Source organism: Amycolatopsis bartoniae, assembly GCF_014191255.1.
GTDB lineage: Bacteria > Actinomycetota > Actinomycetes > Mycobacteriales > Pseudonocardiaceae > Amycolatopsis_E > Amycolatopsis_E bartoniae.
Genome location: NZ_JACHWH010000001.1, coordinates 1,640,477 through 1,664,775, shown reverse-complemented (window position 1 = coordinate 1,664,775; position 24,299 = coordinate 1,640,477). Strand labels below are relative to the sequence as shown.

Sequence of the window (24,299 nt, the reverse complement as noted above, 5' to 3'; positions counted from 1 at the left end):
CATGAACTCCCTGGTTGCCGGCGAGGCGGCCTCGACCGCCCAGCGCGAAGGCACCCTGCCCCCCGAGGCACTTCCGGAACCCGCGAGCCAGGGCAAACTGGTGCTGCGGAAGTTCCTGCGGCACAAGCTCGCCATGATCTCCACGGTGGTGCTGCTGATCATCGTGCTGATCGCGGTGATCATGCCGATCTTCTGGCCGCACGCCTACGAGGACGCGAGCTTCCCGTCGTTCGCGAAGCCGAGCGGGGACTTCCCGCTGGGCACCACACAGGTCGGCAAGGACATGGTGTCGCAGGTCCTGCGCGGTACCCAGTTCTCGCTGCTGATCGCCGTGGTGGTGTCGGTGCTGGCCACCCTGATCGGCGTGGTGTTCGGCTCGCTAGCAGGCTATTTGCGAGGTTTCACGGACTCGGCACTGTCCCGCCTGACCGACCTGTTCCTGATCGTCCCCCAGATCGCGGCGGCGGCCATCATGGCGAAGGTCTTCGGGCACGGCAGCTGGTTCGTGGTCGCGATCGTGCTGGCACTGTTCGCGTGGATGCCGATCGCGCGCATCACCCGCGCCGAGGCGATGGCACTCTCGCAGCGGGAGTTCGTCGAAGCGGCAAGGGCAGCGGGCGCGGGCACGGGCCGCATCATCTTCCGTCACCTGGTCCCGAACATGATCGGCAGCATCACGGTGAACGCGACGCTGGCCGTGGCACAGGCGGTGCTGGTGGAGGCCGCACTGAGCTTCATCGGCCTGGGCGTGCAACCGCCGGACACCTCACTCGGCCGGATCATCCTGGAGAACTACGCGCAGGTGCAGACCCGCCCGTGGCTGTTCTTCGGCCCGTTCGTGGTGCTGGTGCTGATCTCGCTGTCGATCAACTTCATCGGCGACGGTCTGCGAGACGCCTTCGACCCAAGGCAACGAAGGATGAAGGCATAGGAAAGCAAAAAGGAAAAGGGCCCTTCCCGAACGGGACAGGGCCCTTTTCCTTTTGCCCAGACACACAACAGCAACCCGCCGACGAAAGCCGCCCGGCACACGCCCAGGCCTCCCCCGTCCCCGATCCCCAGCCTCATTAACGGTTGACTCGCCGGGTCAAGGGTCGCGCAGCGATCGCGAAGCGACGCCGAAGGCGCCCTTGACGCGGTGAGCCAACCGTTAAACCATCAAGGGGAAGGGGCGGGGGTGGCCGGGCATTGGAGGGCGGCCACGCCCGGCCCACAGCGGGCGACCACGCTGGGTCCAGAGAGAAAAAGAATGCCTCGCCGGCGGGCAGGCTCCAGGATGATGGGACCCAAAGGGATCTCACCTTTGGGTGGGTGGTCGAGTTGAGTGGTCATCCCGTCGCCTGCGGTTTGTGCATATCACTTTGGCTCAGTGCCGCAAGGTTGGGTAGCTCGGCTGCCGGTGGACAGCGGATGTTGCGGCCCTGAGCCAAAGTGATGGTCCTGAATCAGGCGACGGGATGACCACCCAACTCTGGGCTCCCCATGCGAAAGCCCCTCCCGCTGACGCGGAAGGGGCTTTCACCGACAACCTTCAGTCCGCCACTGGAGCGAGCTTCCCGGCCTCCCACGCTGCCCGGCGCTCGGCCTGGAGCACCGGGTCCGCCACCGGCGCCGCCGACAGCAGGCGCCTCGTGTACTCCTGCTGCGGGTTGTGCAGCACCTGGTCACGCTCGCCGACCTCGACGAGCTTTCCGCGCTGCATCACGGCCACCCGGTCGGCCAGCAGGTCGACCACGGCGAGGTCGTGGCTGATGAACAGGCAGGCGAACCCGAGGGACTGCTGCAGGTTCAGGAACAGGTCCAGCACGCGAGCCTGCACCGAGACGTCGAGCGCCGAGGTGGGCTCGTCCGCGATCAGCAGATGCGGGTCCAGTGCCAGGGCGCGGGCGATGGACACGCGCTGGCGCTGCCCGCCCGACAGCTCGTGCGGGTACCGGTTGCGATACTGCCCCGACAGCTCGACGCTGTCCAACAGGGACACCACGCGGTCGTTGAGTTCCTTGCCCTGGAACATCTTGTGCAGCACCATCGGCTCGGCGATCGACTCGCCGATGGTCATCTTCGGGTCCAGTGTGGACGCCGGGTCCTGGAACACGATGGAGAAGTACCGGCGCAGCGGCCGCAGCTCCTTCGTGGACAGGTTGGTGATGTCACGCCCCGCCACGGAGACGGTGCCCTCCGTGGGCTTCAGCAGGCGGATCGCGCAACGGCCCACAGTGGACTTGCCCGAACCGGACTCGCCCACCAGGCCCAGGATCTCGCCCTTGTCGATGTGCAGCGAAACCCCGTCCACGGCGCGGTTCTTGGCCTGGCGGCGCTTGCCAGGGTACTCCAGCACCAGGTCCTTGATCTCCAGCGCGGGCGCGTCCGTCCGGATGTGGGACTCCAGCTCGGCGTCGCTGAGCCGGATGTCCTCCGCCGGGACGTCCTGCACCTCGTCCAGCAGTCGACGGCCCTCGGGACGCTGGCCGAGCACCGGGACGGCCGCCAGCAGGCGCTTGGTGTAGTCCTCCCGCGGCGAGGCGAACAGCTCGTGCACGGGCGCCTGCTCGACGATCTCGCCCTGGTACATCACCACGACCCGGTCGGCGAGGTCGGCGACCACGCCCATGTCGTGGGTGATCAGCACGATCGCGGTGTTCAGGGTGTCCCGCAGCTTGCGCAGCAGGCCGAGGATCTCCGCCTGCACGGTGACGTCGAGCGCCGTGGTGGGCTCGTCGGCGATGATCACCTTCGGGTCGCACGCGATGGCCATGGCGATCACCACGCGCTGCCGCAGACCACCGGAGAGCTGGTGCGGGTACTGCTTGAACCGCTCGACCGGGTTGGGGATGCCCACCATGTCGAGCAGTTCGAGGGCCCGCTTGTCGGCGGCCTCGCGTGAGATGTCCTGGTGCGCGCGCAGCGCCTCGCGGATCTGCCAGCCCACCGTGTACACGGGGTTCAGGGCGCTCATCGGCTCCTGGAAGATCATCGCGATGTCGTTGCCGCGGACCCGGCGCATGTCCTTGTCCTTGAGGCCGACCAGCTCGCGGTCGTCGAGGCGCAGGTCACCGGAGATCTTGCTGGTCCTGGGCAGCAGGCCGAGCACCGACATGGAGGTCACGGACTTGCCGGAACCGGACTCGCCGACGACGGCGACGATCTCGCCGGGCTTGACGTCGAAGCCGATGCCCTTGACCGCCTCGACCACGCCGTCGTCGGTCGCGAAGGAGATCTTCAGGTCCGCGATGGACAGGACGGAACCCGAGGCGGCCAGCCTCGCCGTCGTCGCTTCAGTGCTCACCAAGTGGCCCTTCGTGGGGGAAAACGTTCACCGCTGTTCAGCGCAACTTCGCGCGAGGATATCCGAGGATCCCGCGACGATGGTTGGCAGACCGTAAATATTGTGGAACTGTGCCAAAGCGATTACTGCTGGTCCACGCCCATCCGGACGACGAAACCATCACCACGGGTGGCACCATGGCCCGCTACGCGGCCGAGGGTGCCGAAGTGGTCCTGGTGACCTGCACCCTCGGCGAGGAGGGGGAGATCATCCCGCCGGAGCTCGCCGGCCTCGGGTCCTGGGCCGCCGACCAGCTCGGCGGCTACCGCTCGGGTGAGCTCTCCGCGGCGCTGCGAGCGCTCGGCGTGACCGAACACCGCTTCCTGGGCGGGATCGGCGGCTGGCGTGACTCCGGCATGGCGGGCACGCCCGCGGCCGAGCATCCGCGCGCGTTCGCCGGTGGGTCGTTCGACGACCAGGTCCTGCAGTTGCGGGTGATCGTCGACGAGGTCCGCCCGGACGTGCTCGTGACGTACAACTCGTTCGGCGGCTACGGCCACCCCGACCACATCCGCGCTCACGAGATCACCATGGCCATCGCGGACTCCGCGCGGCGCGTGTTCCACATCGCCGCCGGTGGCGGGGCCGTCCTGCCGCCCGAGGCGCCGGTCAACGAGATCACCACCGCCATCGACATCCGCCCGTACCTGGACGCGAAGATCGCCGCGCTGCGGGCGCACGCCACCCAGGTCACCGTGGACCCGCCGGAGTTCGCGCTGTCGAACGGGGTCCCGCAGCAGATCGGCGAGGCCGAGTACTTCACGCTGGTGCGCGGCCCCCGCGAAGGGGCGGAGACGGACCTGTTCGGAGGACTGGAATGACCGAGGCGAGCCCGCTGGTGCGGCGTGCCCTGCTGGGAGTGCTGCTCCTCGACACCCTGCTGCTGGCGACGCTGGAGCTGTTCTTCCTGCCGCTGCGCGTGGGCAGCACCGGCACCGTGCCGCTGCCGGTGTCGGTGCTCGTCGCGATCCTCACGACGCCGCTGCTGGTCGTGCTGACCGGGCGCCTGGTCCACCCGAGAGCGGCGTTTGCGCCACTGGCTTTGTGGGTACTGACGATCGTGGTGCTCGGCCTGACGGGTCCGGGCGGTGACCTCGTGCTGATCCAGGACTGGCGCGGCCTGCTGCTGATCGCGGGCGGGGCATTGCCCGCGGCACTCGCGCTCGGCGGTTCGCTCGCCACTCCGGGAAGGAAGTGACGTGGCCGAAGCCATTTCCGACAAGCAGATCGTCAGGGTGCTGCGCCCGTTCGTCCGCGCCGCCCGGCCCGTGCTCCACGCGATGTGCCGTCCCGGCCGCATCGAGGGCCTGGCCAACGTGAAGCTGCCGGGCACGCCGGCGTGGGACGGGATGACCCGCGACGAGCACATCGACTGGTGGATCAACCGCGTCGGCAGGCTCACGTCGCTGGTGACGGCGATTCCGGGGCTCGGTGGCGTGCTCGCCGACCGGCTGCCGGTGCAGGACGCGCTCGGCGCCAGCGCGCAGGGCCTGTTGCTGTGTGCGATCGCGGGTGAGCACGGAGTCGACGACGTGGGCGAGCGCGTGCGGCTCGTCGCGTGGGTGTTGTTCCAGCGCGACATCGACCCCGCGCTGGCGGCGGGCAAGGACGGCGCCGAGGACGCGCAGACCGCGGAGCTCGCCGGGGAGTTCGGCGAGCAGCACGAGCGCAAGATCACGCCGAAGGGTGTCGCGACCACGTTGTGGCGCATGGGCCGCTCGCTGCTCGCCGTGTCCGGCGAACTGGAGAAGCGTCCGCGCGGCCGGTTCTACCAGCGGGCACTGGGAATGCTGCCGGTGGTCGGCATGGCGGGCGACTACCTCGCCGAACGTTCGGGTCTGAAGAAGGTCGCGAAGCGGGCGAACGTCTGGCTCAGTGGCGCCAGAACATGAACGTGTCCTGCCCGAGCACGGCGGCGTAACGGCTGCCGCCGATGGCCTCGTAGATGAACGAAGACAGGTCCTGGAACGCGGCGCTGACGGTGGGAACGGCGAACAGCAGCGCGAACAGGGCCAGCGGCGCCCAGGGACGGACCTTGGCGGCGAACTCCCGCGTCTGCGGTGACAGGTACGGCTCGATCGCGCCGAAGCCATCCAGCCCCGGCACCGGCAGGATGTTCAGGACGAACGCGAAGACCTGCAGCAGCGCCAGGTATGACAGCCCGATCGAGAGTCCGATCGGCATCGGGATGTAGGTGACCGCGAGGGTCAGCAACGCGCCGAACACCAGGTTGCTCAGCGGCCCCGCGAGCGAGACCCACGTGGACACCGCGCGCGAACGCAGCGCCCAGCGGTTGATCCACACCGCGCCACCGGGCAGCGGGATACCGCCGATCGCCAGCAGGATCAACGGAAGCACGAGCGAGAGCACCGGGTCGGTGTAGTGGCGGACGTCGAGGTTCAGGTAGCCCTTCCCCGCCACCGAATGATCGCCGCCCTTGAAGGCCACGAAGGCGTGACCGAACTCGTGCAGTGTGAGCGAAAGCGCCCAGCCCGCCACGACGAGGATGAAGACACCGGCGACGAGCATGGGATCGCTCGTGGTCTCCGCGTTGCTGAACGCGGCGAGTAAGCCACCCACTACGGTGAGCGCGAGAATGGCGAAGAAGACAGGACTGGGTCTGACCGCTGATCGCTGCACGCCTTCCAGTCTGTCGTATCCGTCCGGGTCGCCGTCGGCGTGTCCCCTTGCGCGATCAGGCATCAGGGTCCCCCGAACTCGCTACTCGGCTTGACCTGGCCGCATTACACGGGTGTAATCACATTGCTGTCATTCGACGCGGCAAGGGGACGTCGGGTGCGGCTTCAACACCGCCAGCCTGGGGAGTGCGTGGAAGCAGAGGAGGCGGAAGTGCGGTTGGAAGCAGACGGAAGGGAATGGGGGCAGGTCGTGGAGTGGGGAGCGGGCCCGGACGCGGATCTGGGTGAGCTCGCCGACATCTTCGACCCGGCCGAGCCGCCGGAGTGGCAGGACCGCGCGCTGTGCGCGCAGACCGACCCGGAGGCGTTCTTCCCGGAAAAGGGTGGCTCCACCAGGGAAGCCAAGCGGATCTGTCAGGGCTGTGAAGTGAAGAGCGAGTGCCTCGAGTACGCGCTGGCCCACGACGAACGCTTCGGCATCTGGGGCGGACTGTCCGAAAGGGAGCGTCGCAAGCTCAAGAAACGCGCTGTCTGACGTAGTTTCCCGCGTGGACGTGCCGACCGTTAAGGTGGTCGCATCCCGCGGGGAAGTACGAGACGGACTGGAGTGTCGTTGGCAGGGGAGCGGTCCGGGCAGTCGATCGCCTGGCGGATCGCGCCACCGGCAAGTCTTTTCGTCGTTCTGACGGCGCTCGGGCTGGGCGTCAACGGTGCCCGGCTCGGACTCGACCTCGCCGGCGGGCGGTTGCTGCCCGTCGGTTCACTGAGCGAGCTGTGGTCCACCTACCTCGCGGGGTGGCACCAGACCGGCGGTGGCACGGCGAGTGCCGCGCCGACCTCGCTCGCGATTCTCGGCGCCCTGGGGGCGATCTTCGTCCCACTGGGTGGTCCGCCCGCGCTCGTCGCGATCCTGTTGATCGGTGACGCGCCGCTCGCCGGGTTGTCCGCGTACGCGGCCACTCGCAGGCTTCCGGTCTCGCGCTGGACACGCGCCGCCGTCTCCGCCGCGTACGCGATGGTGCCCGCCGCAACGGCCTCGGTGGCGCAGGGCCGGCTCGATGTCGTGGTGGTGCACGTCGTGCTGCCGCTCGTCGTGTCCGGTATCGGCGATCTGCTTGCCAGCACAGGGGATCGCTGGCTGTACCGGTCGTCGGCCTGCGCGGTGGGAGTCGCGGTGCTCGGGGCGTTTTCGCCACTGGCGCACGGACTCGCGTTGCTCGGACTGGTCGCCGGGTTCGTCGTGCTGCCGCCGGGAAAGAGCTTGCTGCGGCGCATCGCGTCGGTCGGCATCGTGGTGTTGCTGCCGCTCGCGTTGCTGCTGCCGTGGCCGACCGTGCTGGTGAACCAGCCCGCGTTGTTCCTGCACGGCCTCAGCGGACCGGCGCCCGCGCCACCGGCGGCCGACCTCGTGGGGCTGTATCCCGGGGGCGCCGGGGCTTGGCCGATCGGCGTGGTGCTGCTGGTCGCCACGATCTTCGCCGTCGCGGTGCGGCCGCGGGCGTTGCTGAGCGCCGGGCTCGCGCTGGCCGCTCTCGGCGCGTGCGGGCTGGCCGTGGTGCTGCTGGTGGCGGTCAAACCGTTGCAGGGCGGCGGTGCGGCTGTCGGCTATACCGGGGTGCCGCTGCTCCTGCTCAGCGCGGGACTGCTGTGGATCATCCTGAACGCGTGTGCTTCGGGCACCGGGACCGCGGTGTTGCCGAGGATCGCCGCCGTCGCCGCGGTGATGGTGGTCCTCGTGCTCGGCGCTGGTGCCGTGTTCGGCGGCCGTGGTGGCCCGCTGCACTCCGGGGGCGGGGACCAGCTGGTGGCCGCGCAGGCGGACGAGCTGGACCGCTCCGGGCGTTCGGTGCTCGTCGTCGGTTCGGGTGACGAGCCGACGCGGCAGGAGGGCGGCAGGATGCCGCTGTTCGGTGACGACCAGCTGGCGCTCACCGCGAGCACCCCGGACCGCATGACGGCGTGGCAGAGCGCGCTGGCGCAGCCGTCGTCGGGCGCGACGAGGGCAGCGCTTTCGGGCGCCACGGCGGCGGGCGCGCTGTTCGTCGTCCTGCCGCCGGGCGCGGACGCGGCGCCGATCGTCGCGCTGGCCCCGGACCTCGCGGTGGCCGCGCAGCCGACCAAGGACGGCCGGGCGGTGCTGCGGCTGCTCGCCCCGTCCGGTCAGGTGGTGCTGGTACCGGCGAGCGTGGCGAAGCAGGCGGTCACGTCGTCGGCCCCGGCGAACACGACGGGTGTCACCCCGGTGGACGCCGACCTGCCCGACGTGCACGTGCGCGTGTCCGAGGGCACGGCGGGGCGGCTGCTGGTGCTCTCGGCGGAGCAGGAGGCGGGCTGGGAGGCGACGGTCGACGGCAAGGCGCAGCCGATCGTGCCGGCGTGGGGCCACCAGGTGGCGGTCTCGGTGCCGCCGGGTTCCTCCGAGGTGAGCATCGAGCACCCGTCGACCCTGCGGGACGTGCTGCTGCTGGTCCAGGTGGCCGCGGTGCTGTTCGCCCTGCTCACCGCCATCCCGGCCCCCACCCGGCGGCGATGACGCCGACCGCCCGGATCGGCTGTCCGGCTGTCTTTCCAGCGGGTTTCCCTCGACGCGGCTGACCGGCGGGCTACTCGCCGTCGATGACGTCCGGTTCCACGCCCAGGTAGCCGGCCACCTGCTCGACCAGCACGTCGTGCACCAGTTCGGCCAGCTCGTTCGGGTCCTTCGCCCGTGCCTCCAGCGGCCGCCGGTACAGCACGATCCGCGCGCGCGTCGGCAGGCCCGCCCGGTCGACCCCCGCGGGCACGAGGCGCGACAGCGGCACCGAACCGTCGTGCAGCACGCCCTCGGCCTGCACCGCGTGGCTCGTCCCGCGCACCTCGGGCACGTCGTCCACCGCGACGTCCAGCTTCGTCAGCTGGTCGCGCCAGCGGGCCTCGATCGGCTCCAGCGCGTCCAGCACCAGCTGGTCGAACTTCTCCGCCCGGCTGGCGGCCGCGGGCAGCGACGCGGGGTACAGCGGGCCGCGCAGGCCGCGACCGTGGCGGTCACGGCGGACGCGCCGCCGTTGGCGGGAACTGCGAGCGGTGGACACAGAGGGAAGGTTACCGCCCTCATCCGGTGTGCCTGCGCACACTTGTCGGTGCGAGGCAGTATCGTCCGTGTTCGTGTCGAGCGTACGAAAGTGTTCGCGGACCGGGTGCCTCCAACCCGCAGTCGCCACGCTGACCTACGCCTACAGCGATTCGACCGCGGTGGTCGGTCCCCTCGCGACGGCGTCGGAGCCGCATTCCTACGACCTGTGCGAAGAGCACGCGCTCCGGCTGACCGCGCCCAAGGGGTGGGAAGTCGTGCGGCACGAGGGCTCCTTCGCCGAGCCCGACCGGTCGGACGACGAGCTGACCGCGCTCGCCGAGGCCGTCCGCGAGGCCGGCAGGCCCGACCGTCCGGCGCCCCCGCCGGAGCCGGAAGGCGGCTCCGGGCGCCGTGGCCACCTCCGCGTCCTCCCGGACCCGATCTCCTGAAGTCGGGCCCCCGACGACGCCGAGTTTTCCCCGGTACTCTTTCCGGCATCCGAACCTGTCGAACCGTCGGGGAGAAGCGCGTGTCAGACCTGTCCGCCATCGTCAAGGCGTACGACATCCGTGGGGTGGTCGGCGAGCAGTTGAACGCCGACCTGGTGCGGGACTTCGGGGCCGCGTTCGCCCTGCTGATCAAGCCCGAGTCCCCGGCGGTCGTGATCGGCCACGACATGCGGGAGTCCTCGCCCGGCCTGGCCAAGGCGTTCGCCGACGGCGTCACCTCGCAGGGCCTCGACGTGGTGCTCATCGGCCTCGCCAGCACCGACGAGCTGTACTTCGCCTCCGGCTCGCTCAACCTGGCGGGCGCCCAGTTCACCGCCAGCCACAACCCCGCCAAGTACAACGGCATCAAGATGTGCCGCGCGGGTGCCGCTCCGGTCGGCCAGGACTCCGGCCTCGCCGAGATCCGCGACACCGTCGAGCAGGGCGTCCCGGCGTTCGAGGGCCAGCCCGGCATCGTCACCGAGCGGGACGTGCTCGCCGACTACGCCGCGTACCTGCGCAAGCTCGTCGACCTGTCCGGCATCCGGCCGCTGAAGGTCGTCGTCGACGCGGGCAACGGCATGGGCGGGCACACCGTCCCGACGGTCTTCGAGGGCTTGCCGATCGACGTCGTGCCGATGTACTTCGAGCTCGACGGCAGCTTCCCCAACCACGAGGCCAACCCGCTGGACCCGAAGAACCTGGTCGACCTGCAGGCCAAGGTGCGCGAGGTCGGCGCCGACGCGGGCCTGGCGTTCGACGGCGACGCCGACCGCTGCTTCGTGGTCGACGAGAACGGCGACCCGGTGTCGCCCAGCGCCATCACCGCGCTGGTCGCCACCCGCGAGCTGGCCAAGGAGCCGGGCGCGACGATCATCCACAACCTGATCACGTCGCACGCGGTGCCGGAGATCGTCACCGAGCACGGCGGCAAGCCGGTCCGCACGCGCGTCGGGCACTCGTTCATCAAGGGGGAGATGGCCCGCACCGGCGCCATCTTCGGCGGGGAGCACTCCGCCCACTACTACTTCCGCGACTTCTGGCGCGCCGACACCGGCATGCTCGCCGCGATGCACGTGCTGGCCGCCCTCGGCGAGCAGGACCGCCCGCTGTCGGAGCTGACGAGCGAGTACAAGCGCTACGAGGCGTCCGGTGAGATCAACTCCACCGTCGACGACCAGGCGGCCCGGCAGCAGGCGGTCAAGGACGCCTTCGCGAGCCGTTCCGGCGTGACCACCGACGAGGTGGACGGGCTCACCGTGCAGCTGCCCGACGGCTCGTGGTTCAACCTGCGCCCGTCCAACACCGAGCCGCTGCTGCGGCTCAACGTCGAGGCACCGACCCAGGAAGCCGTGCGCGCGCTGACCGACGAAGTGCTCGCGATCGTCCGTGGTTGACCACCCGATCGCGTGGTAAGGAGAAGATATGGCTCTCGCGCTCGACCCTCAGCTGCTGGAGATCCTGGCGTGCCCGTCCCCGGACCACGCCCCGCTGCGCCCCGGTACCCCGGACGACGCGGACGCGGACGCGCTGACCTGCACGTCCTGCGGACGGATCTACCCGGTGCGCGACGGCATCCCCGTCCTCCTGCTCGACGAAGCGGTCGAGCCCGGCTCCGCTGATCCCAGTGCCGACGGTGCTTGACGACACGCTCCTGGACGACCCCGCCCGGCTGGCGGAGGCCGACTCGGCGGGGCTGCTTCGGGCCGCGGCGATGGCGGGTGCCCAGGTGCGGGCCACCACCGAGGTGGCGGCGGACGTCGAGCTCGCCGACCGCCTCGATGTCGGCAGGCCGCGGTCGCTCGTGCTCGTGGTCCGGCCCGGGGTCGGCCGGGGGCTGACGAAACTGCTGGCCGCGCTGCTCGCGCCGTCCTGCCCGGTGCCCGTGGTGCTCACCGACGCGGTGCCCAGCTGGATCGGAGCGCTGGACGTCGTGTTCGCGCACACCGACGACCCGGCCGACCGCGAGCTGGCGGCCGGGATCGAGCGGGCCAGCCGGTTCGGCGCGAGCGTCGTGCTGTCGGGGCCGCAGGAGGGGCCGGTGGCGGCGTCGATCGCGGGCAAGGGCCTGCTGCTCGCGCCGCGGATCCCGGTGCCGCCGGAGCTGACCTTCGCCCGCGGCCTCGCCGCCGGGCTGCTCACCGCCAACGCGCTGGGCCTGCTGGTCGCCGACGTCGAGACGCTGGCCGACCAGCTGGACGCCGAGGCCGAGCGCGGGCACCTCGGCCGGGACTCGTTCGCGAACCCGGCGAAGGCGCTGGCGCTGCGGCTGGCCGACCGGGTGCCGATGCTGTGGGGGCTCGACCCGGTGGCGACGGCGGTCGCCGACCACGCTGCGTACGTGCTGGGCGCGTACGCGGGGGTGGTGTGCGACGCGGGTGGCTACCGGCAGGCGCTGGCCCGGCCCGCGCTGCACCGTTCGGTGCTGGCGAACTCCGGTGAGCAGGACATCTTCGCCGATCCGGACTTCGACGACGCCGGGCTGAAGCCAAGGGTGCTGCTGCTCGCCGTGCACGGCGGACCGACCGCGGACGCGGCCCGCTACGAGGCCTCACATACCCTTCCCGGGGCCGGAACCATCGCCCCCGGGGACGAGATCGCCGGGGACGAGCCTGTGCGCGCGGGTGTGCTCGCGCTACGGTTCGAGCTGGCCGCGGTCTATCTCGGGCTCGCGGCGGGAAGCTTGGGTGGTGCCGGCCAGTACGCGCCGGCCACGGCGTGAACTCGCTGTCTCCGAACGAGAACCGCCCCGGGGCGGATGCCAAGGAGTTGAGAACACGGTGGAGCTGCTCCGCAATGCCGTGCGGCCCTACGCTTGGGGTTCGCGGACCACGATCCCGGAGCTGCTGGGACGCGAGGTACCGGCGCCGCATCCGGAGGCCGAGCTGTGGATGGGTGCCCACCCCGGCGACCCGTCGCGCGTCGTCGGCGCGGACGGCGAGGAGCGCAGCCTGCTGGAGCTGATCGAGGGCGACCCGCAGACGCACCTCGGTCCGGAGTGCTCGCAGCGCTGGAACAACCGGCTGCCGTTCCTGCTGAAGATCCTCGCCGTCGAAGAGCCGCTGTCGATGCAGGCGCACCCGTCGGCGGCGCAGTCCGCGGAGGGGCACGCCCGCGAGGAGGCGGCCGGCATCCCGCGGGACGCGCCGAACCGCAACTACCCGGACCCGACGGCGAAGCCCGAGCTGGTGTGCGCGCTGACGGAGTTCCACGCGCTCGCCGGGTTCCGCGAGCCGGAGCGCACGATCAAGCTGCTGCGCGCGATCGAGACGCCCGGGCTGGCGAAGTACACCGAGCTGCTGGCCGCCCAGCCCGACCCCGCCGGCATGCGTGCGCTGTTCACCACGTGGATCACGCTGCCGCAGGCGATCCTGGACGAGCTGCTGCCCGAGGTGCTCGACGCGTGCGTGCTGCACGTGAAGGACCACGGCGAGTTCGACACCGAGTGCCGGACGATCCTCGAACTGGGCGAGGCGCATCCGCGGGACGCGGGGGTGCTGGCGGCGCTGCTGCTCAACCGCCTGATCCTGAGTGCGGGCGAGGCGATCTACCTGCCCGCCGGGAACCTGCACCTGTACCTGCACGGCACGGCCGTGGAGATCCTGGCCAACTCGGACAACATCCTGCGGTGCGGGCTCACGCCGAAGCACGTCGACGTGCCCGAGCTGCTGCGCGTGGTGGACTTCACCTGCTGCGACATGCCGATCCTGCCCGGCGAGCCGAGCGACTGCGGCGCGGTGTACCGGACGGACGCGCCGGAGTTCGAGCTGTCCCGCTGTGACTGGGCGGCGGGTGAGCAGGCGGACCTGCGGGTGCACACCGGCGTGCCGCAGATCCTGCTGTGCACGGCCGGCCGAGTGCTGGTGCGCGCCGACGACGGCAAGGAGCTGGAGCTGGGCCGGGGGCAGTCGCTGTGGCTGCCGGCGGCCGACCCGGCGGTGCACGTCCGGCCGATCGGCGAGGGGCGGACGCAGCTGTTCCGCGCCACCTCGGGGCGGTAGCTCACTTCCCCTTCGCGGGGGCGATCACGCGCGGGCGCAGGTGTTCGTACACCACGCTGGTGCGGACGTCGGCCACCTCGGGGCGTTGGGTGAGCCGGTCGATGACGAAGGCGTAGAGCGCGTCGTTGTCCGGGACGGCCACGTGCACCAGGAAGTCCTCGCCGCCGGAGACGACGAACACGCCCACCGTCTCCGGCAGCAGCGTCACCCATTCGCGGAACGCTTCGATCACCCGTCGGGATGGCGGGCGGACGCGCAGCGCGATCAGCGCCTGGACCGGGCGGCCGATCTCCGCGAGGTCGACGTCGAGCAGGAACCCGCGGATGATGCCGCGTTCCCGCATCGACCGCACGCGTTCGAGGGAGGTCGACGGCGAGACACCCGTGGCGGCGGCCAGTTCCCGGTTGGTTCGCCGTGCGTCGCGCTGCAGTTCCCGCAGCAGTGCCTGATCTAGTTCGTCCAGCTCGGCCATATCCGCTCCTTTGTCGAATTAAGTTCGGCGCTGGTGGATCTGGTCTCCATCTTTGCCTAGCTTCTGCGGGCATGAGCACAGGACATCAGGAACTCCAGGCACTTCTCGAAGCGGATGTTCGGGAGGGTGCGGGCACCCGCAGCGCGAAGCTGAAGTGGGTCATCGTGGCCGACCAGTCGCTCGGTGCCGGACTCGTCGCCAACGCGACGGCCTGCCTCGGCGCCGCCGTCGCGGCCGTGCTGCCGGGCGTGGTGGGCGGCGAGGTCGTGGACGCCGACGGCCAGACGCACGCGGGCCTGCCGTGGAGCGGGGTGTCGATCCTGGGCGGGGACGCGGCGAAGGTGCGGGAGATCCGGACGAAGGCGATGAGCAAGGAGGGGTTGTTCGTCGCCGACATGTCGAAGCACGCGCAGGCGAGCCGCTCGTACGAGGAGTACCGGGCCGGCCTCGGGAGCACCGACGAGAGCGAGTTGAGCTACTACGCCGTGAGTATTGTCGGACCGCGGAACAAGGTCGACAAGCTGGTCGGAGGGCTCCCGCTGCTGCGGTGATCTCCCGCCCCGTAGGCTGCATCCCGACAAATCGGGACGACTTTCAGGGGAGTCAGCGTGTCGGCAGGCGGGGGAACCAAGGCGATTCTCGCGGCGCTGAGCGCCAACGCCGGGATCGCGGTGGCCAAGTTCGTCGGGTTCCTGTTCACCGGGTCCTCGTCCATGCTCGCCGAGTCGGTGCACTCGCTCGCCGACACCTCCAACCAGGGACTGCTGCTGCTCGGTCACCGCACGTCACGCCGCCGGGCGACACGCGAGCACCCGTTCGGGTTCGGGCGGGACCGGTACTTCTACTCGTTCGTCGTGGCGCTGATGCTGTTCACCCTCGGCTCGGCGTTCGCGCTGTACGAGGGCATCCACAAGGTCGAGCACCCCGAGCCGCTGACCTCGCCGCTGGTCGCGGTGGTCATCCTGGTGGTCGCGATCTGCCTGGAGGGATACAGCTTCATCACCGCGATGGGTGAGTCCCGCAAGATCAAGGGTGACGTCTCGTGGTGGGGCTTCATCCGGCAGTCGCGCACGCCCGAACTGCCCGTGGTGCTGCTGGAGGACACCGGCGCGCTGCTCGGTCTCGTCTTCGCCCTGGCCGGGGTCGGGCTGGCGGAGCTGACCGGCGACCCGGTGTGGGACGGCATCGGCACGATCGCGATCGGCACGCTGCTCGGGGTCATCGCGATCATCCTCATCGTCGAGATGAAGAGCCTGCTGATCGGCGAGGGCGCGACGGACGAGCAGCTGGAGACGATCTGCACCGAGCTGGCCGCGGGGAAGGTCGAGCGGGTGATCCACATCCGGACGCAGTACCTCGGCCCGGAGGAGCTGCTGGTCGCGGCCAAGCTGGCACTCGCGCCGAACCTCACGGTCGCGGAGGTGGCGCGCGCCATCGACGACGCCGAAGCGCGCGTCCGGGCGAAGGTCCCGATCGCCCGGCTGATCTACCTGGAGCCCGACCTGGACCGGGAGCGTGTCCAGACACCGGACGCCTGATTCGCCGCCGTGCCGGTGGCTGGGTGGTGGCCGACTCCGCAGGGCCGTGGCCGGGAGCGGCTCCGCGCCGGGTCGTTCGCTGTGGTGCCGGTCGCTGGGTGGTGCCCTGACTCCGGCCGGGAGCGGCTCCGCGCCGGGATGGCTGATTCGCCGTGGTGCCGGTGGCCGGGCGGTGGCTCGTGCCTCCTCGGCCGGGCGGACCGCCGGTAGCCGGGTTTGCCCGCGGGTCAGCCGCTGCGCCGCCCCGATCCCGAACGCCTGATTCGCCGCTTTCACTCTGCCGGGTTAAGGTGACGAACCGGACCTGAGATGCAGGAGACCAGGGAGGAGTGGCACCTTGCCAGGGAACGGGTTGTGGCGGACGAAGTCCATCGAGCAGTCCATAAAGGACACCGATGAGCCGGAAACCAGACTGCGTCGCAACCTCTCCGCGTGGGACCTGACCGTCTTCGGCGTCGCCGTGGTGATCGGTGCCGGCATCTTCACGCTCACCGCGCGCACCGCCGGTGACTACGCCGGCCCTTCCGTCTCGCTGGCCTTCGTGTTCGCCGCGATCGCCTGCGGGCTCGCGGCGCTGTGCTACGCCGAGTTCGCCTCCACCGTGCCCGTCGCGGGCAGCGCGTACACGTTCTCCTACGCCACCTTCGGCGAGTTCATGGCCTGGGTCATCGGCTGGGACCTCGTGCTCGAACTGGCCGTCGGCGCGGCCGCGGTCGCCAAGGGGTGGTCGGTCTACCTCGAAACGGTGCTCGGCTACCTCTTCGGCACCGGCACGAAGACGACGTTCTCACTCGGCGGGGTGGATGTCGACTGGGGCGCGTTACTCCTCGTCGTCGTGCTGGCGACCGTGCTCGCGGTCGGCACCAAGCTGTCGTCGCGGGTATCGATGGTGATCACCGCGGTCAAGGTGCTCATCGTGCTGTTCGTGATCGTGCTCGGCATCTTCTACGTCAAGGGCGCGAACTACTCGCCGTTCATCCCGCCCACCGCCGGCAGCGGCTCCGGCGAAAGCGGCGTCAACCAGTCGCTGTTCTCGCTCATCGCGGGCGGCGCCAGCAGCTCCTTCGGCGCGTTCGGGCTGCTCGCCGGCGCCTCGCTGGTGTTCTTCGCCTTCATCGGCTTCGACATCGTCGCCACCACCGCCGAGGAGACGAAGAACCCGCAGCGCTCGGTGCCGCGCGGCATCTTCGGCTCGCTGGCCATCGTGACCGTGCTCTACGTCGCCGTCTCGCTCGTGGTCGTCGGCATGGTGCCGTACACCGAGCTCGCGACGAAGGCAGGCGACGGCAGCCACAAGACGCTGGCCACCGCGTTCTCCGCGAACGGCGTCGACTGGGCCGCCAACGTGATCTCCGTCGGCGCGCTCGCCGGCCTCACCACCGTGGTGATGGTGCTGATGCTCGGCCAGGTCCGGGTGCTGTTCGCGATGTCCCGCGACGGCCTGCTGCCGCGCAAGCTCGCGCGCACCGGCCGCAACGGCACGCCCGCCCGCGCCACGATCCTCGTCGGCGTGCTGGTGGCCGCCGCCGCGACCTTCTTCCCCGCGGACAAGCTGGAGGAGATGGTCAACGTCGGCACGCTGTTCGCGTTCGTGCTCGTCTCGGCGGGCGTGCTGGTGCTGCGCCGGACGCACCCCGACCTGCCGCGCGCGTTCCGCGTGCCGTGGGTGCCGGTGCTCCCGGTGCTCGCGATCCTGGCCTGCGTGTGGCTGATGCTGAACCTGACCGTGCTCACGTGGCTGCGGTTCGTCGTGTGGATGGTGGTCGGCGTGGTGATCTACTTCGCCTACAGCCGCCGGCATTCCTTGCTGGGCAAGCGGATCTCAGAGGACCAGGTCGGCTAGTCGGTCCACTTCGGACAGATCGGCCAGTGTCGGGGTGAACGTCAGCTCGGTCATCCCGATCGCCTCGAAGTCCCGCAGGATCCCGCGGATCGCCGAGGGCGTGCGCACCGCGCCCTCGGCGATCGTGTTCGCGTGGTCACCGGCGTAGGCGTAGTACGAGCGCAGGTAGCGGTCGGAGTCCTCGGCGCGGCGGTCGTCGGTCGAGAAGTACGCCAGCCCGAGCAGGCGCGGCTCGCCCTCCCGGCCGGCCTCCTGCCAGGCCTGGCGGATCTCCTTGATCGTCGGCTCCGCGCGGCGTGGCCCACCGCCGGCTCCGGTCCAGCCCGCGCCCCACCGGGCGGTGCGGCGGACGGCTCGCTTGCCGTGGCCGCCGATCAGGACGGGCACCGCCTCGCCGGGAGGCGCCACCGCTCGCCGCTCGTCCGCGAAGTCACCCGCCGCGACCGGTTCGCCGCCCCAGGCGCGGTGCAGGAATTCCAGCTGGCGGTCGAAGGCCGCGCCGCGGTCCGCGAAGTCGCGTTCGGCGGGCAGGTAGTCGGACTCGCGGGCACCGACGCCCAGACCGAGCGTCAGCCGTCCAGCCGACAGCTGCGCGACGGTCGCGGTGATCTTCGCGAGCACCGCGTCCGGATACGTCGGCCCCAGCACGGCGTTGGTGGTCAGGCCGAGGCGGCTGGTGGCGCCCGCGACGGCGGCGAGCGCCGTCAGCGAGTCGTACGACGGGTAGCCGACGCGACCGATCGTGGAGACGAACGCGAAGCCACGTTCCTCCGCCCGCCGCGCCCAGTCGAGGATCAGCGGGCCGGAGACGCCGGGGACGGTGTTGGGGATGCCGATGCCGATGCGCATCCCCCCACTGTGCTCACGGCGCGAGGTTCAGGTTGAACCGGGGCAGGTCGGGGAACAGCGGCACCTGCTCGCCGAACGGCCGCGTCGTCGGCCGGTCCGGGAACTCCAGGCCCGCGGCCATCGCGACCGCCCTGTCCCACTCCGGGTCGACCTCGTAATCGGCGTGCCCCAGCACGCCCGCGGCCCAGCGACGCGTGCCGGGTGTGGTGCGGACGGGGTCGGGCAGCCAGTGGTCACCGCCGAGGACGAGGGCGCCCGTCGGACCGGGCAGCGCCGGGCCGACCTCGCCGACGCCGCCGTCCGGCAGGTAGCCGTCGCCGCGCAGCTTCCCGTCCGCCGCGTCCTGCCGCCACGTGGTGACGCCGCCGCCGAAGACGTCCGTGCCACGGGCGAGGCCGCGCCAGCGCCCGTCCAGCTCGCCGAACAACCGGGCCAGCGCCTCCCGCGACAGCAGCGCCGGGAACGCGCGCTGGTACCCCCACTGCAACGGCGACCCGGCGGTGAGCAGGCCGAGGCGGCTCCGCTCGCCCTCGGGCAGCGCGTGCACGAGCCGGGCCGTCGCGATCACCGCCAGCAGACTGCCCACCCCGTGCCCGCCGAGGACGACCCGCGTGTGCGGCTCGGCGAGGTGCTCCTTCGCACGGTCGGCCAGCTCCGGCACCACCTTCAGCGCGTAGCACGGCGGGATCACCGGATGCGCCGCCCGCGGCCAGAAGCACACCAGGTCGGCCAGCGCGCCGAGGTGCCTGTCCCGCTCGGGCTTGCGCGCGGCGGTGTAGACCACCCGCAGCAGCCCGACGGCCAGCGCGCCGAGCGCGAACACGCCGAGCGCGGACAGCGGGGCGAACCAGCCGGGGCGGGCGCGGAGCACGAACCGCACCACCAGTAGCGCCGCCGCCCCGGCCGACATGCCGAACACCACGCCGAACGCGAGGTGGTGCAGGTGCCGCCGCTCCCACGCCGACCGCGCCCAGGCGGCCGCCGCACGCTTGTGGTCGCCCTCGTCCTGCAACAGCCGCACGATCTCCGGCACCCCGCGGCGCCGCCGTCGCAGCGGCACGCCGACCGCGAAGCCGAACACCGCGAGCACGGCCGCCAGCACCAGCCCGCCGCCCCACAGCACTGTCACCGGGGTGTAGCTGTCGGGCAGCCGGAGCCACGACGCCCCGGCCAGTTTCCGCAGCCCGATCGCGAGGCCCGCGCCGAAACCGCCGCCCAGGAGCACCGCGAGCGCGAGCACCGGCGCCGCGGCCCAGCCGCCGAGCCACGGCCGCAGGCGCTTCGGCTGCTCGCGCCACGTCCGCCTGCCGACCAGCGCGGCGGGCACGAGCAGGACGGCGAACAACACGGACACCGCGAGCAGCACCGCACCGAGCCCCTGCACGGTCTCGTCCGACCCCGCGGGCAGCGCGGGCCGGAACGCGGCGACCGCGCAGAACACCAGCGCCGCGAACCCCAGCAACGTCCGCCGCGGCACACGGACCCCGACCGCCGTCGCGACCAGCGACGCGGCCACGACGGCCAGCGCGCAGCACCACAGGACCAGCTCACCCGTCGCCCGCGGCACGGTGAACGGGCCACCCAGCACCAGGAGCGCGACGGTGGCCAGCGCGCTCGCCGTGTGCAGGTAGCGCAGCGACGGCCAATCTGCTTCGGCCCGCAACGCGTCGCCCGGCAACGGGCCGCGCCGCGGCGGCAGGTCCTCGCACGTCACGTGCCACCGCGTGGCGGAAATCCGGTACAGCACGAAGATCACGACCGCGGGTGGCACCAGACCCGCGACCGTGCGCAGCGCCGTCAGCTCGCGCAACCGCTCCGGTACCACGGACAGGCAGGCCGCCCCGGGCGCCAGGCACTGCGTGGCGAACAGGTCCAGCGACAGCACCGCCAGCTGTCCCACGAGCAGCATCGTCAGCAACAGCCCGGCGACCCGCAGCAGGCTGCGGCAGACCGCGCCGAGCGCGGCCGCCGCCCGGCTGCCCTCCGGTACCGGCGGGAGCATCCAGTGGGCCACGTTCGCGAGTGAGAAAGGGAACAACAGCGCCCACGCCGCCTTCGCCGCGCCGCCCGACGTCATGCCGCCCCACAGGTAACCCTCCAGCGTCCGCGGCACCGACCGGCCCAGCGCCTGCAGCACCGGACCGGGCGCCGGGCGGCGCAGGCGGTCGGACGGGCGGATCACGCGGCCCAGCCCGTCACCGGCGACCTCGACCGTGCTCACCACGTCCAGCAGCGCTTCGCCGGAGGTGCCGGAGAGGCCGGGGACACGCAGCTCGACGATCCGGGTTTCCGGGCCGGGGATCGGCACGTGTCGCCTCCTTCTTCGAGGGTGCCTCGAGGGTGTTCCGTGATGAACGGACAACGGTACTGTTCAGGTGTCGCCGATTCATGGAGGAAATGCCTTATGACCCCCGAAAGCGTTGCCAAGCGGCACGACACCCGCAACGGGGTGGAGTTCGCGGTGGCGGATCTCGAGCTGGCCGAGTTCGGCCGCAAGGAGATCCGGCTGGCCGAGCACGAGATGCCGGGGTTGATGGCGTTGCGCCGCGAGTACGCCGAGGTGTTCCCGCTGCGCGGGGCGCGGGTGTCGGGCTCGCTGCACATGACGGTGCAGACGGCGGTGCTGATCGAGACGCTGGTGGCGCTGGGCGCGGAGGTCCGCTGGGCCTCGTGCAACATCTTCTCCACGCAGGACCACGCGGCGGCCGCGGTGGTGCTGGGCCCGCACGGGACGGTCGACGAGCCCAAGGGCGTGCCGGTGTTCGCGTGGAAGGGCGAGTCGCTGGAGGAGTACTGGTGGTGCACCGAGCGGATGCTGACCTGGGACGGCGAAGGCCCGAACATGATCCTCGACGACGGTGGCGACGCGACGATGCTGGTGCACCGGGGCACGGAGTACGAGGCCGCGGGTGTGGTGCCGCCGGCGGAGGACGACGATTCCGAGGAGTGGAAGGTCTTCCTGGGCCTGCTGCGGGAGTCGCTGGCCGCGGACGGGCAGAAGTGGACCCGCATCGGGCAGGGTGTGCGCGGGGTCACCGAGGAGACCACGACGGGTGTGCTGCGGCTGTACCAGCTGGCGGCGCAGGGCAAGCTGCTGTTCCCGGCGATCAACGTGAACGACTCGGTCACCAAGTCGAAGTTCGACAACCGCTACGGCATCCGGCACTCGCTGATCGACGGGATCAACCGCGGTACGGACGTGCTCATCGGCGGCAAGGTCGCGGTGGTGTGCGGTTACGGTGACGTCGGCAAGGGCGCGGCGGAGTCGCTCAAGGGGCAGGGCGCGCGGGTGATCGTCACCGAGATCGACCCGATCTGCGCGCTGCAGGCGGCGATGGACGGGTTCCAGGTGACCACGCTGGAGAAGGCGCTGCCGGTGGCCGACATCGTCATCACCACGACGGGCAACAAGGACGTGGTGATGGCCGAGCACATGGCCAAGATGAAGCACCAGACCATCGTGGGCAACATCGGCCACTTCGACAACGAGATCGACATCGCGGGCCTGACGCGCTACCCGGGTATCCGGCGCACGAACATCAAGCCGCAGGTCGACGAGTGGACCTTCCCCGACGGTCACAGCATCCTCGTGCTGTCCGAGGGCAGGCTGCTCAACCTCGGCAACGCCACCGGCCACCCCTCGTTCGTCATGTCCAACAGCTTCTCCAACCAGGTGATCGCGCAGGTCGAACTGTTCACCAAACACGAGGAGTACGACAACGAGGTTTACCGGCTGCCGAAGAAACTCGACGAAAAGGTGGCGCGCATCCACCTGCAGGCCCTCGGTGGCGAGCTGACGAAGCTCACGAAGGAGCAGGCGGAGTACATCGACGTCGACGTGGAAGGCCCCTTCAAGTCGGAGCACTACCGCTACTGATCGCGGTCTGTCGCGCTGCGGTGCTATCATGAGCGGTGCTTGTGATAGCATCGCAGTATGCGACAGATGATCACGCGTCTCGACGACGATCTCCACGCCCGGCTGAAGCTGAAGGCCGAGTCGGAGGGACGCAGCGTCAACGAGTTCGTCACCGAGGTGCTGAAGGCCGCGGTCGACAAGGCCGAGACGCCGCAGGAGTGGAAGCGGCGGCTGCTGGCCGAGGGCAAGCTGGTGGCCTTCGAGCCCGAAGGTCCCGTGCCCACCCGGGCCGAGCTCGACGAGCTGATGCGCGGCACCGGCACCGCCGTCAGCGAAGCGCTCGACTGGACGCGAGGCGAGTGGTGACCGTCTTCTACGCGGACACGAGCGCGGTCGTGCGTGCCTTCATGCCCGACGAGCCCGACCACGCGCAGCTGGTCGAGCTGCTGCTCGACAACGACGAGCTGGTGGTGACGAGCGAGCTGACGAGGGTGGAGTTCGCCAGTGCGATGGCGACGGCGAGGAACAACGGCCGGATCCGCCATGCCGCACCCGCGCTGGCGCGCTTCGACGAGGAGACCCGCGGCGCGGGGGCGCTGAGTCTGATCCCGCTGGTCCCACGGGTGATCATGCCCGCGGCCTACCGGCTGGTGTCGGACCACCACACCCTCCGCACCCTCGACGCCATCCACCTGGCCGTCGCGTTGCACGGCACCGCCGAGCTCACCGGTGGTGAGCCCGTCGCGATGGTCACCCGCGACCAGCGGCAGGCCGACGCCGCCAAGGCGCACGGGCTCGAGGTTCGCTGAGCGGGCCCCGATAACCTGCCTCACGTGGGCCGATTGGTAGTCATCGAGGGGCTGGACGGCGCGGGGAAGCGCACGCTGACCGAAGCGCTGATGAAGGCGCTGCACGATTCCGGCGAGACCGTCACGACGCTGGCCTTCCCCCGCTACGGCGAAAGCGTGCACGCCGACCTCGTGCGGGAAGCCCTGCACCGCGGGCACGGCGACCTCGCCGACTCCGTCTACGGCATGGGCCTGCTCTACGCGCTCGACCGCCGCGGCGCCGCCGAGACCATCGCGGACGCCGTGAAGCAGCACGACGTCGTCCTCCTCGACCGGTACGTCGCCTCCAACGCCGCGTACGGCGCGGCCCGGCTGCACCAGGACGCGGACGGCGAGTTCGTGCGCTGGGTGCGGGAGGTCGAAATCGCCCGCTTCGGGCTGCCCGTGCCCGACACGCAGATCCTGCTCCGCGTCAGCCCCGAGGTCGCCGCCGAGCGGGCCGAACGGCGCGCCGGCACCGAGACCGGCCGTGCGAAGGACGCGTTCGAGTCCGACGACGACCTCCAGGTCCGCTGCGCCCGCGTGTACGACCAGCTCGCGGCCCGGTCCTGGCTCTCGCCCTGGCACGTGGTCGACGGGACGACCGGCTCCGACGCGCCCGCACTGGCCCGGTCACTGGTCCATCCGGGCTAAGCAGCGGCGATCTTGTGCGCCGGTTGCCGGGTCGGCAGTTCCAACCGGGGTCCGTAGTGCGAATATGTGCTCATGAAGGCACGTGTCCTGGTTGTCGACGACGACCCCGCCCTCGCCGAGATGCTCACCATCGTGCTCCGTGGCGAGGGCTTCGACACCGCCGTCGTCGCCGACGGCTCCCGCGCGCTGCCCGCGCTCAGAGAGCTCAAACCGGACCTGGTCCTGCTGGACCTGATGCTGCCCGGCATGAACGGCATCGACGTGTGCAAGGCGATCCGCGCCGAGTCCGGCGTGCCGATCGTCATGCTGACCGCGAAGAGCGACACCGTCGACATCGTCCTCGGGCTCGAGTCCGGGGCCGACGACTACGTGGTCAAGCCGTTCAAGCCGAAGGAGCTCGTCGCCAGGGTCCGCGCGCGCCTGCGCCGCACCGAGGCCGAGCCCGCCGAGTCGCTCTCGATCGGCGACCTCACCATCGACGTGCCCGGGCACGAGGTCACCCGCGAGGGCAAGGCCATCCCGCTCACGCCGCTGGAGTTCGACCTGCTGGTGGCGCTGGCCCGCAAGCCGCGCCAGGTGTTCACCCGCGAGGTCCTGCTCGAACAGGTGTGGGGTTACCGGCACGCCGCCGACACCCGGCTGGTCAACGTGCACGTCCAGCGCCTGCGCTCGAAGGTCGAGAAGGACCCGGAGCACCCCGAGGTCGTGCTGACGGTGCGCGGCGTCGGCTACAAGGCCGGTCCTCCGTAAGCCGC

25 protein-coding genes are annotated in these 24,299 nt (G+C 70.9%); 19 read left to right on the top strand and 6 right to left on the bottom strand.

Annotation, left to right across the window (positions count from 1 at the left end):
• Position 1: 1 nt before the first annotated feature.
• Positions 2–931 (top strand): ABC transporter permease, encoded by a 930-nt coding sequence (locus FHX82_RS08035; RefSeq protein ID WP_145935872.1) that lies wholly within the window; start codon positions 2–4, stop codon positions 929–931.
• Between the two features lie 600 nt (positions 932–1,531).
• Here the strand turns inward: FHX82_RS08035 and FHX82_RS08030 are convergent.
• A complete protein-coding gene (locus FHX82_RS08030; protein ID WP_145935871.1) occupies positions 1,532–3,286 on the bottom strand; it encodes an ABC transporter ATP-binding protein in 1,755 nt (584 codons plus the stop codon).
• A gap of 110 nt (positions 3,287–3,396) precedes the next feature.
• Here FHX82_RS08030 and mshB point away from each other — a divergent pair, with 110 nt between their 5' ends.
• The 3 genes from mshB to FHX82_RS08015 are packed head-to-tail and all read left to right on the top strand — an operon-like array spanning position 3,397 to position 5,217.
• Complete coding sequence (gene mshB, locus FHX82_RS08025; RefSeq protein WP_145935870.1) at positions 3,397–4,146, top strand: N-acetyl-1-D-myo-inositol-2-amino-2-deoxy-alpha-D-glucopyranoside deacetylase; 750 nt, start codon at positions 3,397–3,399, stop codon at positions 4,144–4,146.
• Positions 4,143–4,523 carry a hypothetical protein gene (locus tag FHX82_RS08020; protein WP_183176517.1) on the top strand — a complete coding sequence of 127 codons (381 nt, stop codon included), beginning with the start codon at positions 4,143–4,145 and terminating at the stop codon, positions 4,521–4,523. The genes mshB and FHX82_RS08020 overlap by 4 nt, the downstream gene beginning before the upstream one ends.
• Before the next feature lies 1 nt (position 4,524).
• Entirely contained in the window at positions 4,525–5,217 is a 693-nt protein-coding gene (locus tag FHX82_RS08015) for a hypothetical protein (protein ID WP_145935869.1), read from the top strand.
• Here the strand turns inward: FHX82_RS08015 and FHX82_RS08010 are convergent.
• Positions 5,198–5,965, bottom strand: coding sequence for a site-2 protease family protein (locus FHX82_RS08010; RefSeq protein ID WP_145935868.1), 768 nt, complete (start codon positions 5,963–5,965; stop codon positions 5,198–5,200). The genes FHX82_RS08015 and FHX82_RS08010 overlap by 20 nt on opposite strands.
• Positions 5,966–6,214: 249 nt before the next feature.
• On the opposite strand from FHX82_RS08010, the gene FHX82_RS08005 reads away from it, so the two are divergent.
• Both FHX82_RS08005 and FHX82_RS08000 read left to right on the top strand, forming a co-directional pair.
• Positions 6,215–6,499, top strand: coding sequence for a WhiB family transcriptional regulator (locus FHX82_RS08005; protein WP_373308595.1), 285 nt, complete (start codon positions 6,215–6,217; stop codon positions 6,497–6,499).
• A 78-nt stretch (positions 6,500–6,577) separates the two neighbouring features.
• Entirely contained in the window at positions 6,578–8,497 is a 1,920-nt protein-coding gene (locus FHX82_RS08000; protein ID WP_221215356.1) for a hypothetical protein, read from the top strand.
• 70 nt (positions 8,498–8,567) lie between these two features.
• Here FHX82_RS08000 and FHX82_RS07995 read toward each other — a convergent pair whose 3' ends face one another.
• A complete protein-coding gene (locus FHX82_RS07995) occupies positions 8,568–9,035 on the bottom strand; it encodes a metallopeptidase family protein (RefSeq protein ID WP_145935865.1) in 468 nt (155 codons plus the stop codon).
• A gap of 73 nt (positions 9,036–9,108) precedes the next feature.
• Between FHX82_RS07995 and FHX82_RS07990 the strand changes: the two genes are divergently transcribed.
• The 5 genes from FHX82_RS07990 (at position 9,109) to manA (ending at position 13,505) form a co-directional block, all read left to right on the top strand.
• On the top strand, positions 9,109–9,465 hold the full coding sequence (locus FHX82_RS07990; protein WP_145935864.1) for a DUF3499 domain-containing protein: 357 nt from the start codon (positions 9,109–9,111) through the stop codon (positions 9,463–9,465).
• An 80-nt stretch (positions 9,466–9,545) separates the two neighbouring features.
• Positions 9,546–10,901, top strand: coding sequence for a phosphomannomutase/phosphoglucomutase (locus FHX82_RS07985; protein ID WP_145935863.1), 1,356 nt, complete (start codon positions 9,546–9,548; stop codon positions 10,899–10,901).
• 28 nt (positions 10,902–10,929) lie between these two features.
• Positions 10,930–11,148, top strand: a complete 219-nt coding sequence (locus FHX82_RS07980) for a Trm112 family protein (RefSeq protein WP_145935862.1) — start codon at positions 10,930–10,932, stop codon at positions 11,146–11,148.
• The gene (locus FHX82_RS07975; protein WP_183176516.1) at positions 11,132–12,226 is read left to right on the top strand and encodes a hypothetical protein; all 1,095 of its coding nucleotides are present in this window, start codon (positions 11,132–11,134) and stop codon (positions 12,224–12,226) included. Before FHX82_RS07980 ends, FHX82_RS07975 begins: the two co-directional genes overlap by 17 nt.
• 58 nt (positions 12,227–12,284) lie before the next feature.
• Complete coding sequence (manA, locus tag FHX82_RS07970) at positions 12,285–13,505, top strand: mannose-6-phosphate isomerase, class I (protein WP_145935861.1); 1,221 nt, start codon at positions 12,285–12,287, stop codon at positions 13,503–13,505.
• Between the two features lies 1 nt (position 13,506).
• On the opposite strand, the gene FHX82_RS07965 is transcribed toward manA, so the two are convergent.
• Positions 13,507–13,977: an Lrp/AsnC family transcriptional regulator gene (locus tag FHX82_RS07965; RefSeq protein WP_183176515.1), complete on the bottom strand. Its 471-nt coding sequence runs from the start codon at positions 13,975–13,977 to the stop codon at positions 13,507–13,509.
• Between the two features lie 71 nt (positions 13,978–14,048).
• On the opposite strand from FHX82_RS07965, the gene FHX82_RS07960 reads away from it, so the two are divergent.
• The 3 genes from FHX82_RS07960 (at position 14,049) to FHX82_RS07950 (ending at position 17,358) form a co-directional block, all read left to right on the top strand.
• Entirely contained in the window at positions 14,049–14,528 is a 480-nt protein-coding gene (locus FHX82_RS07960; protein ID WP_145935860.1) for a DUF2000 domain-containing protein, read from the top strand.
• A gap of 57 nt (positions 14,529–14,585) precedes the next feature.
• Positions 14,586–15,515: a cation diffusion facilitator family transporter gene (locus FHX82_RS07955; RefSeq protein WP_145935859.1), complete on the top strand. Its 930-nt coding sequence runs from the start codon at positions 14,586–14,588 to the stop codon at positions 15,513–15,515.
• Positions 15,516–15,852: 337 nt separating this feature from the next.
• A complete protein-coding gene (locus tag FHX82_RS07950; protein WP_145935858.1) occupies positions 15,853–17,358 on the top strand; it encodes an amino acid permease in 1,506 nt (501 codons plus the stop codon).
• On the opposite strand, the gene FHX82_RS07945 is transcribed toward FHX82_RS07950, so the two are convergent.
• On the bottom strand, positions 17,338–18,207 hold the full coding sequence (locus FHX82_RS07945) for an LLM class flavin-dependent oxidoreductase (protein WP_145935857.1): 870 nt from the start codon (positions 18,205–18,207) through the stop codon (positions 17,338–17,340). The genes FHX82_RS07950 and FHX82_RS07945 overlap by 21 nt on opposite strands.
• A 13-nt stretch (positions 18,208–18,220) precedes the next feature.
• Positions 18,221–20,509, bottom strand: coding sequence for a hypothetical protein (locus FHX82_RS07940; RefSeq protein ID WP_145935893.1), 2,289 nt, complete (start codon positions 20,507–20,509; stop codon positions 18,221–18,223).
• Positions 20,510–20,611: 102 nt separating this feature from the next.
• Between FHX82_RS07940 and ahcY the strand changes: the two genes are divergently transcribed.
• The 5 genes from ahcY (at position 20,612) to mtrA (ending at position 24,294) form a co-directional block, all read left to right on the top strand.
• Positions 20,612–22,084, top strand: coding sequence for an adenosylhomocysteinase (gene ahcY, locus FHX82_RS07935; protein ID WP_145935856.1), 1,473 nt, complete (start codon positions 20,612–20,614; stop codon positions 22,082–22,084).
• A 57-nt stretch (positions 22,085–22,141) separates the two neighbouring features.
• The gene (locus FHX82_RS07930; RefSeq protein WP_145935855.1) at positions 22,142–22,429 is read left to right on the top strand and encodes a FitA-like ribbon-helix-helix domain-containing protein; all 288 of its coding nucleotides are present in this window, start codon (positions 22,142–22,144) and stop codon (positions 22,427–22,429) included.
• A complete protein-coding gene (locus tag FHX82_RS07925) occupies positions 22,426–22,872 on the top strand; it encodes a type II toxin-antitoxin system VapC family toxin (protein ID WP_229880489.1) in 447 nt (148 codons plus the stop codon). Before FHX82_RS07930 ends, FHX82_RS07925 begins: the two co-directional genes overlap by 4 nt.
• A 24-nt stretch (positions 22,873–22,896) precedes the next feature.
• Complete coding sequence (locus FHX82_RS07920) at positions 22,897–23,544, top strand: dTMP kinase (protein WP_145935853.1); 648 nt, start codon at positions 22,897–22,899, stop codon at positions 23,542–23,544.
• Between the two features lie 72 nt (positions 23,545–23,616).
• Positions 23,617–24,294: an MtrAB system response regulator MtrA gene (gene mtrA / locus FHX82_RS07915; RefSeq protein WP_145935852.1), complete on the top strand. Its 678-nt coding sequence runs from the start codon at positions 23,617–23,619 to the stop codon at positions 24,292–24,294.
• Positions 24,295–24,299 lie beyond the last annotated feature (5 nt).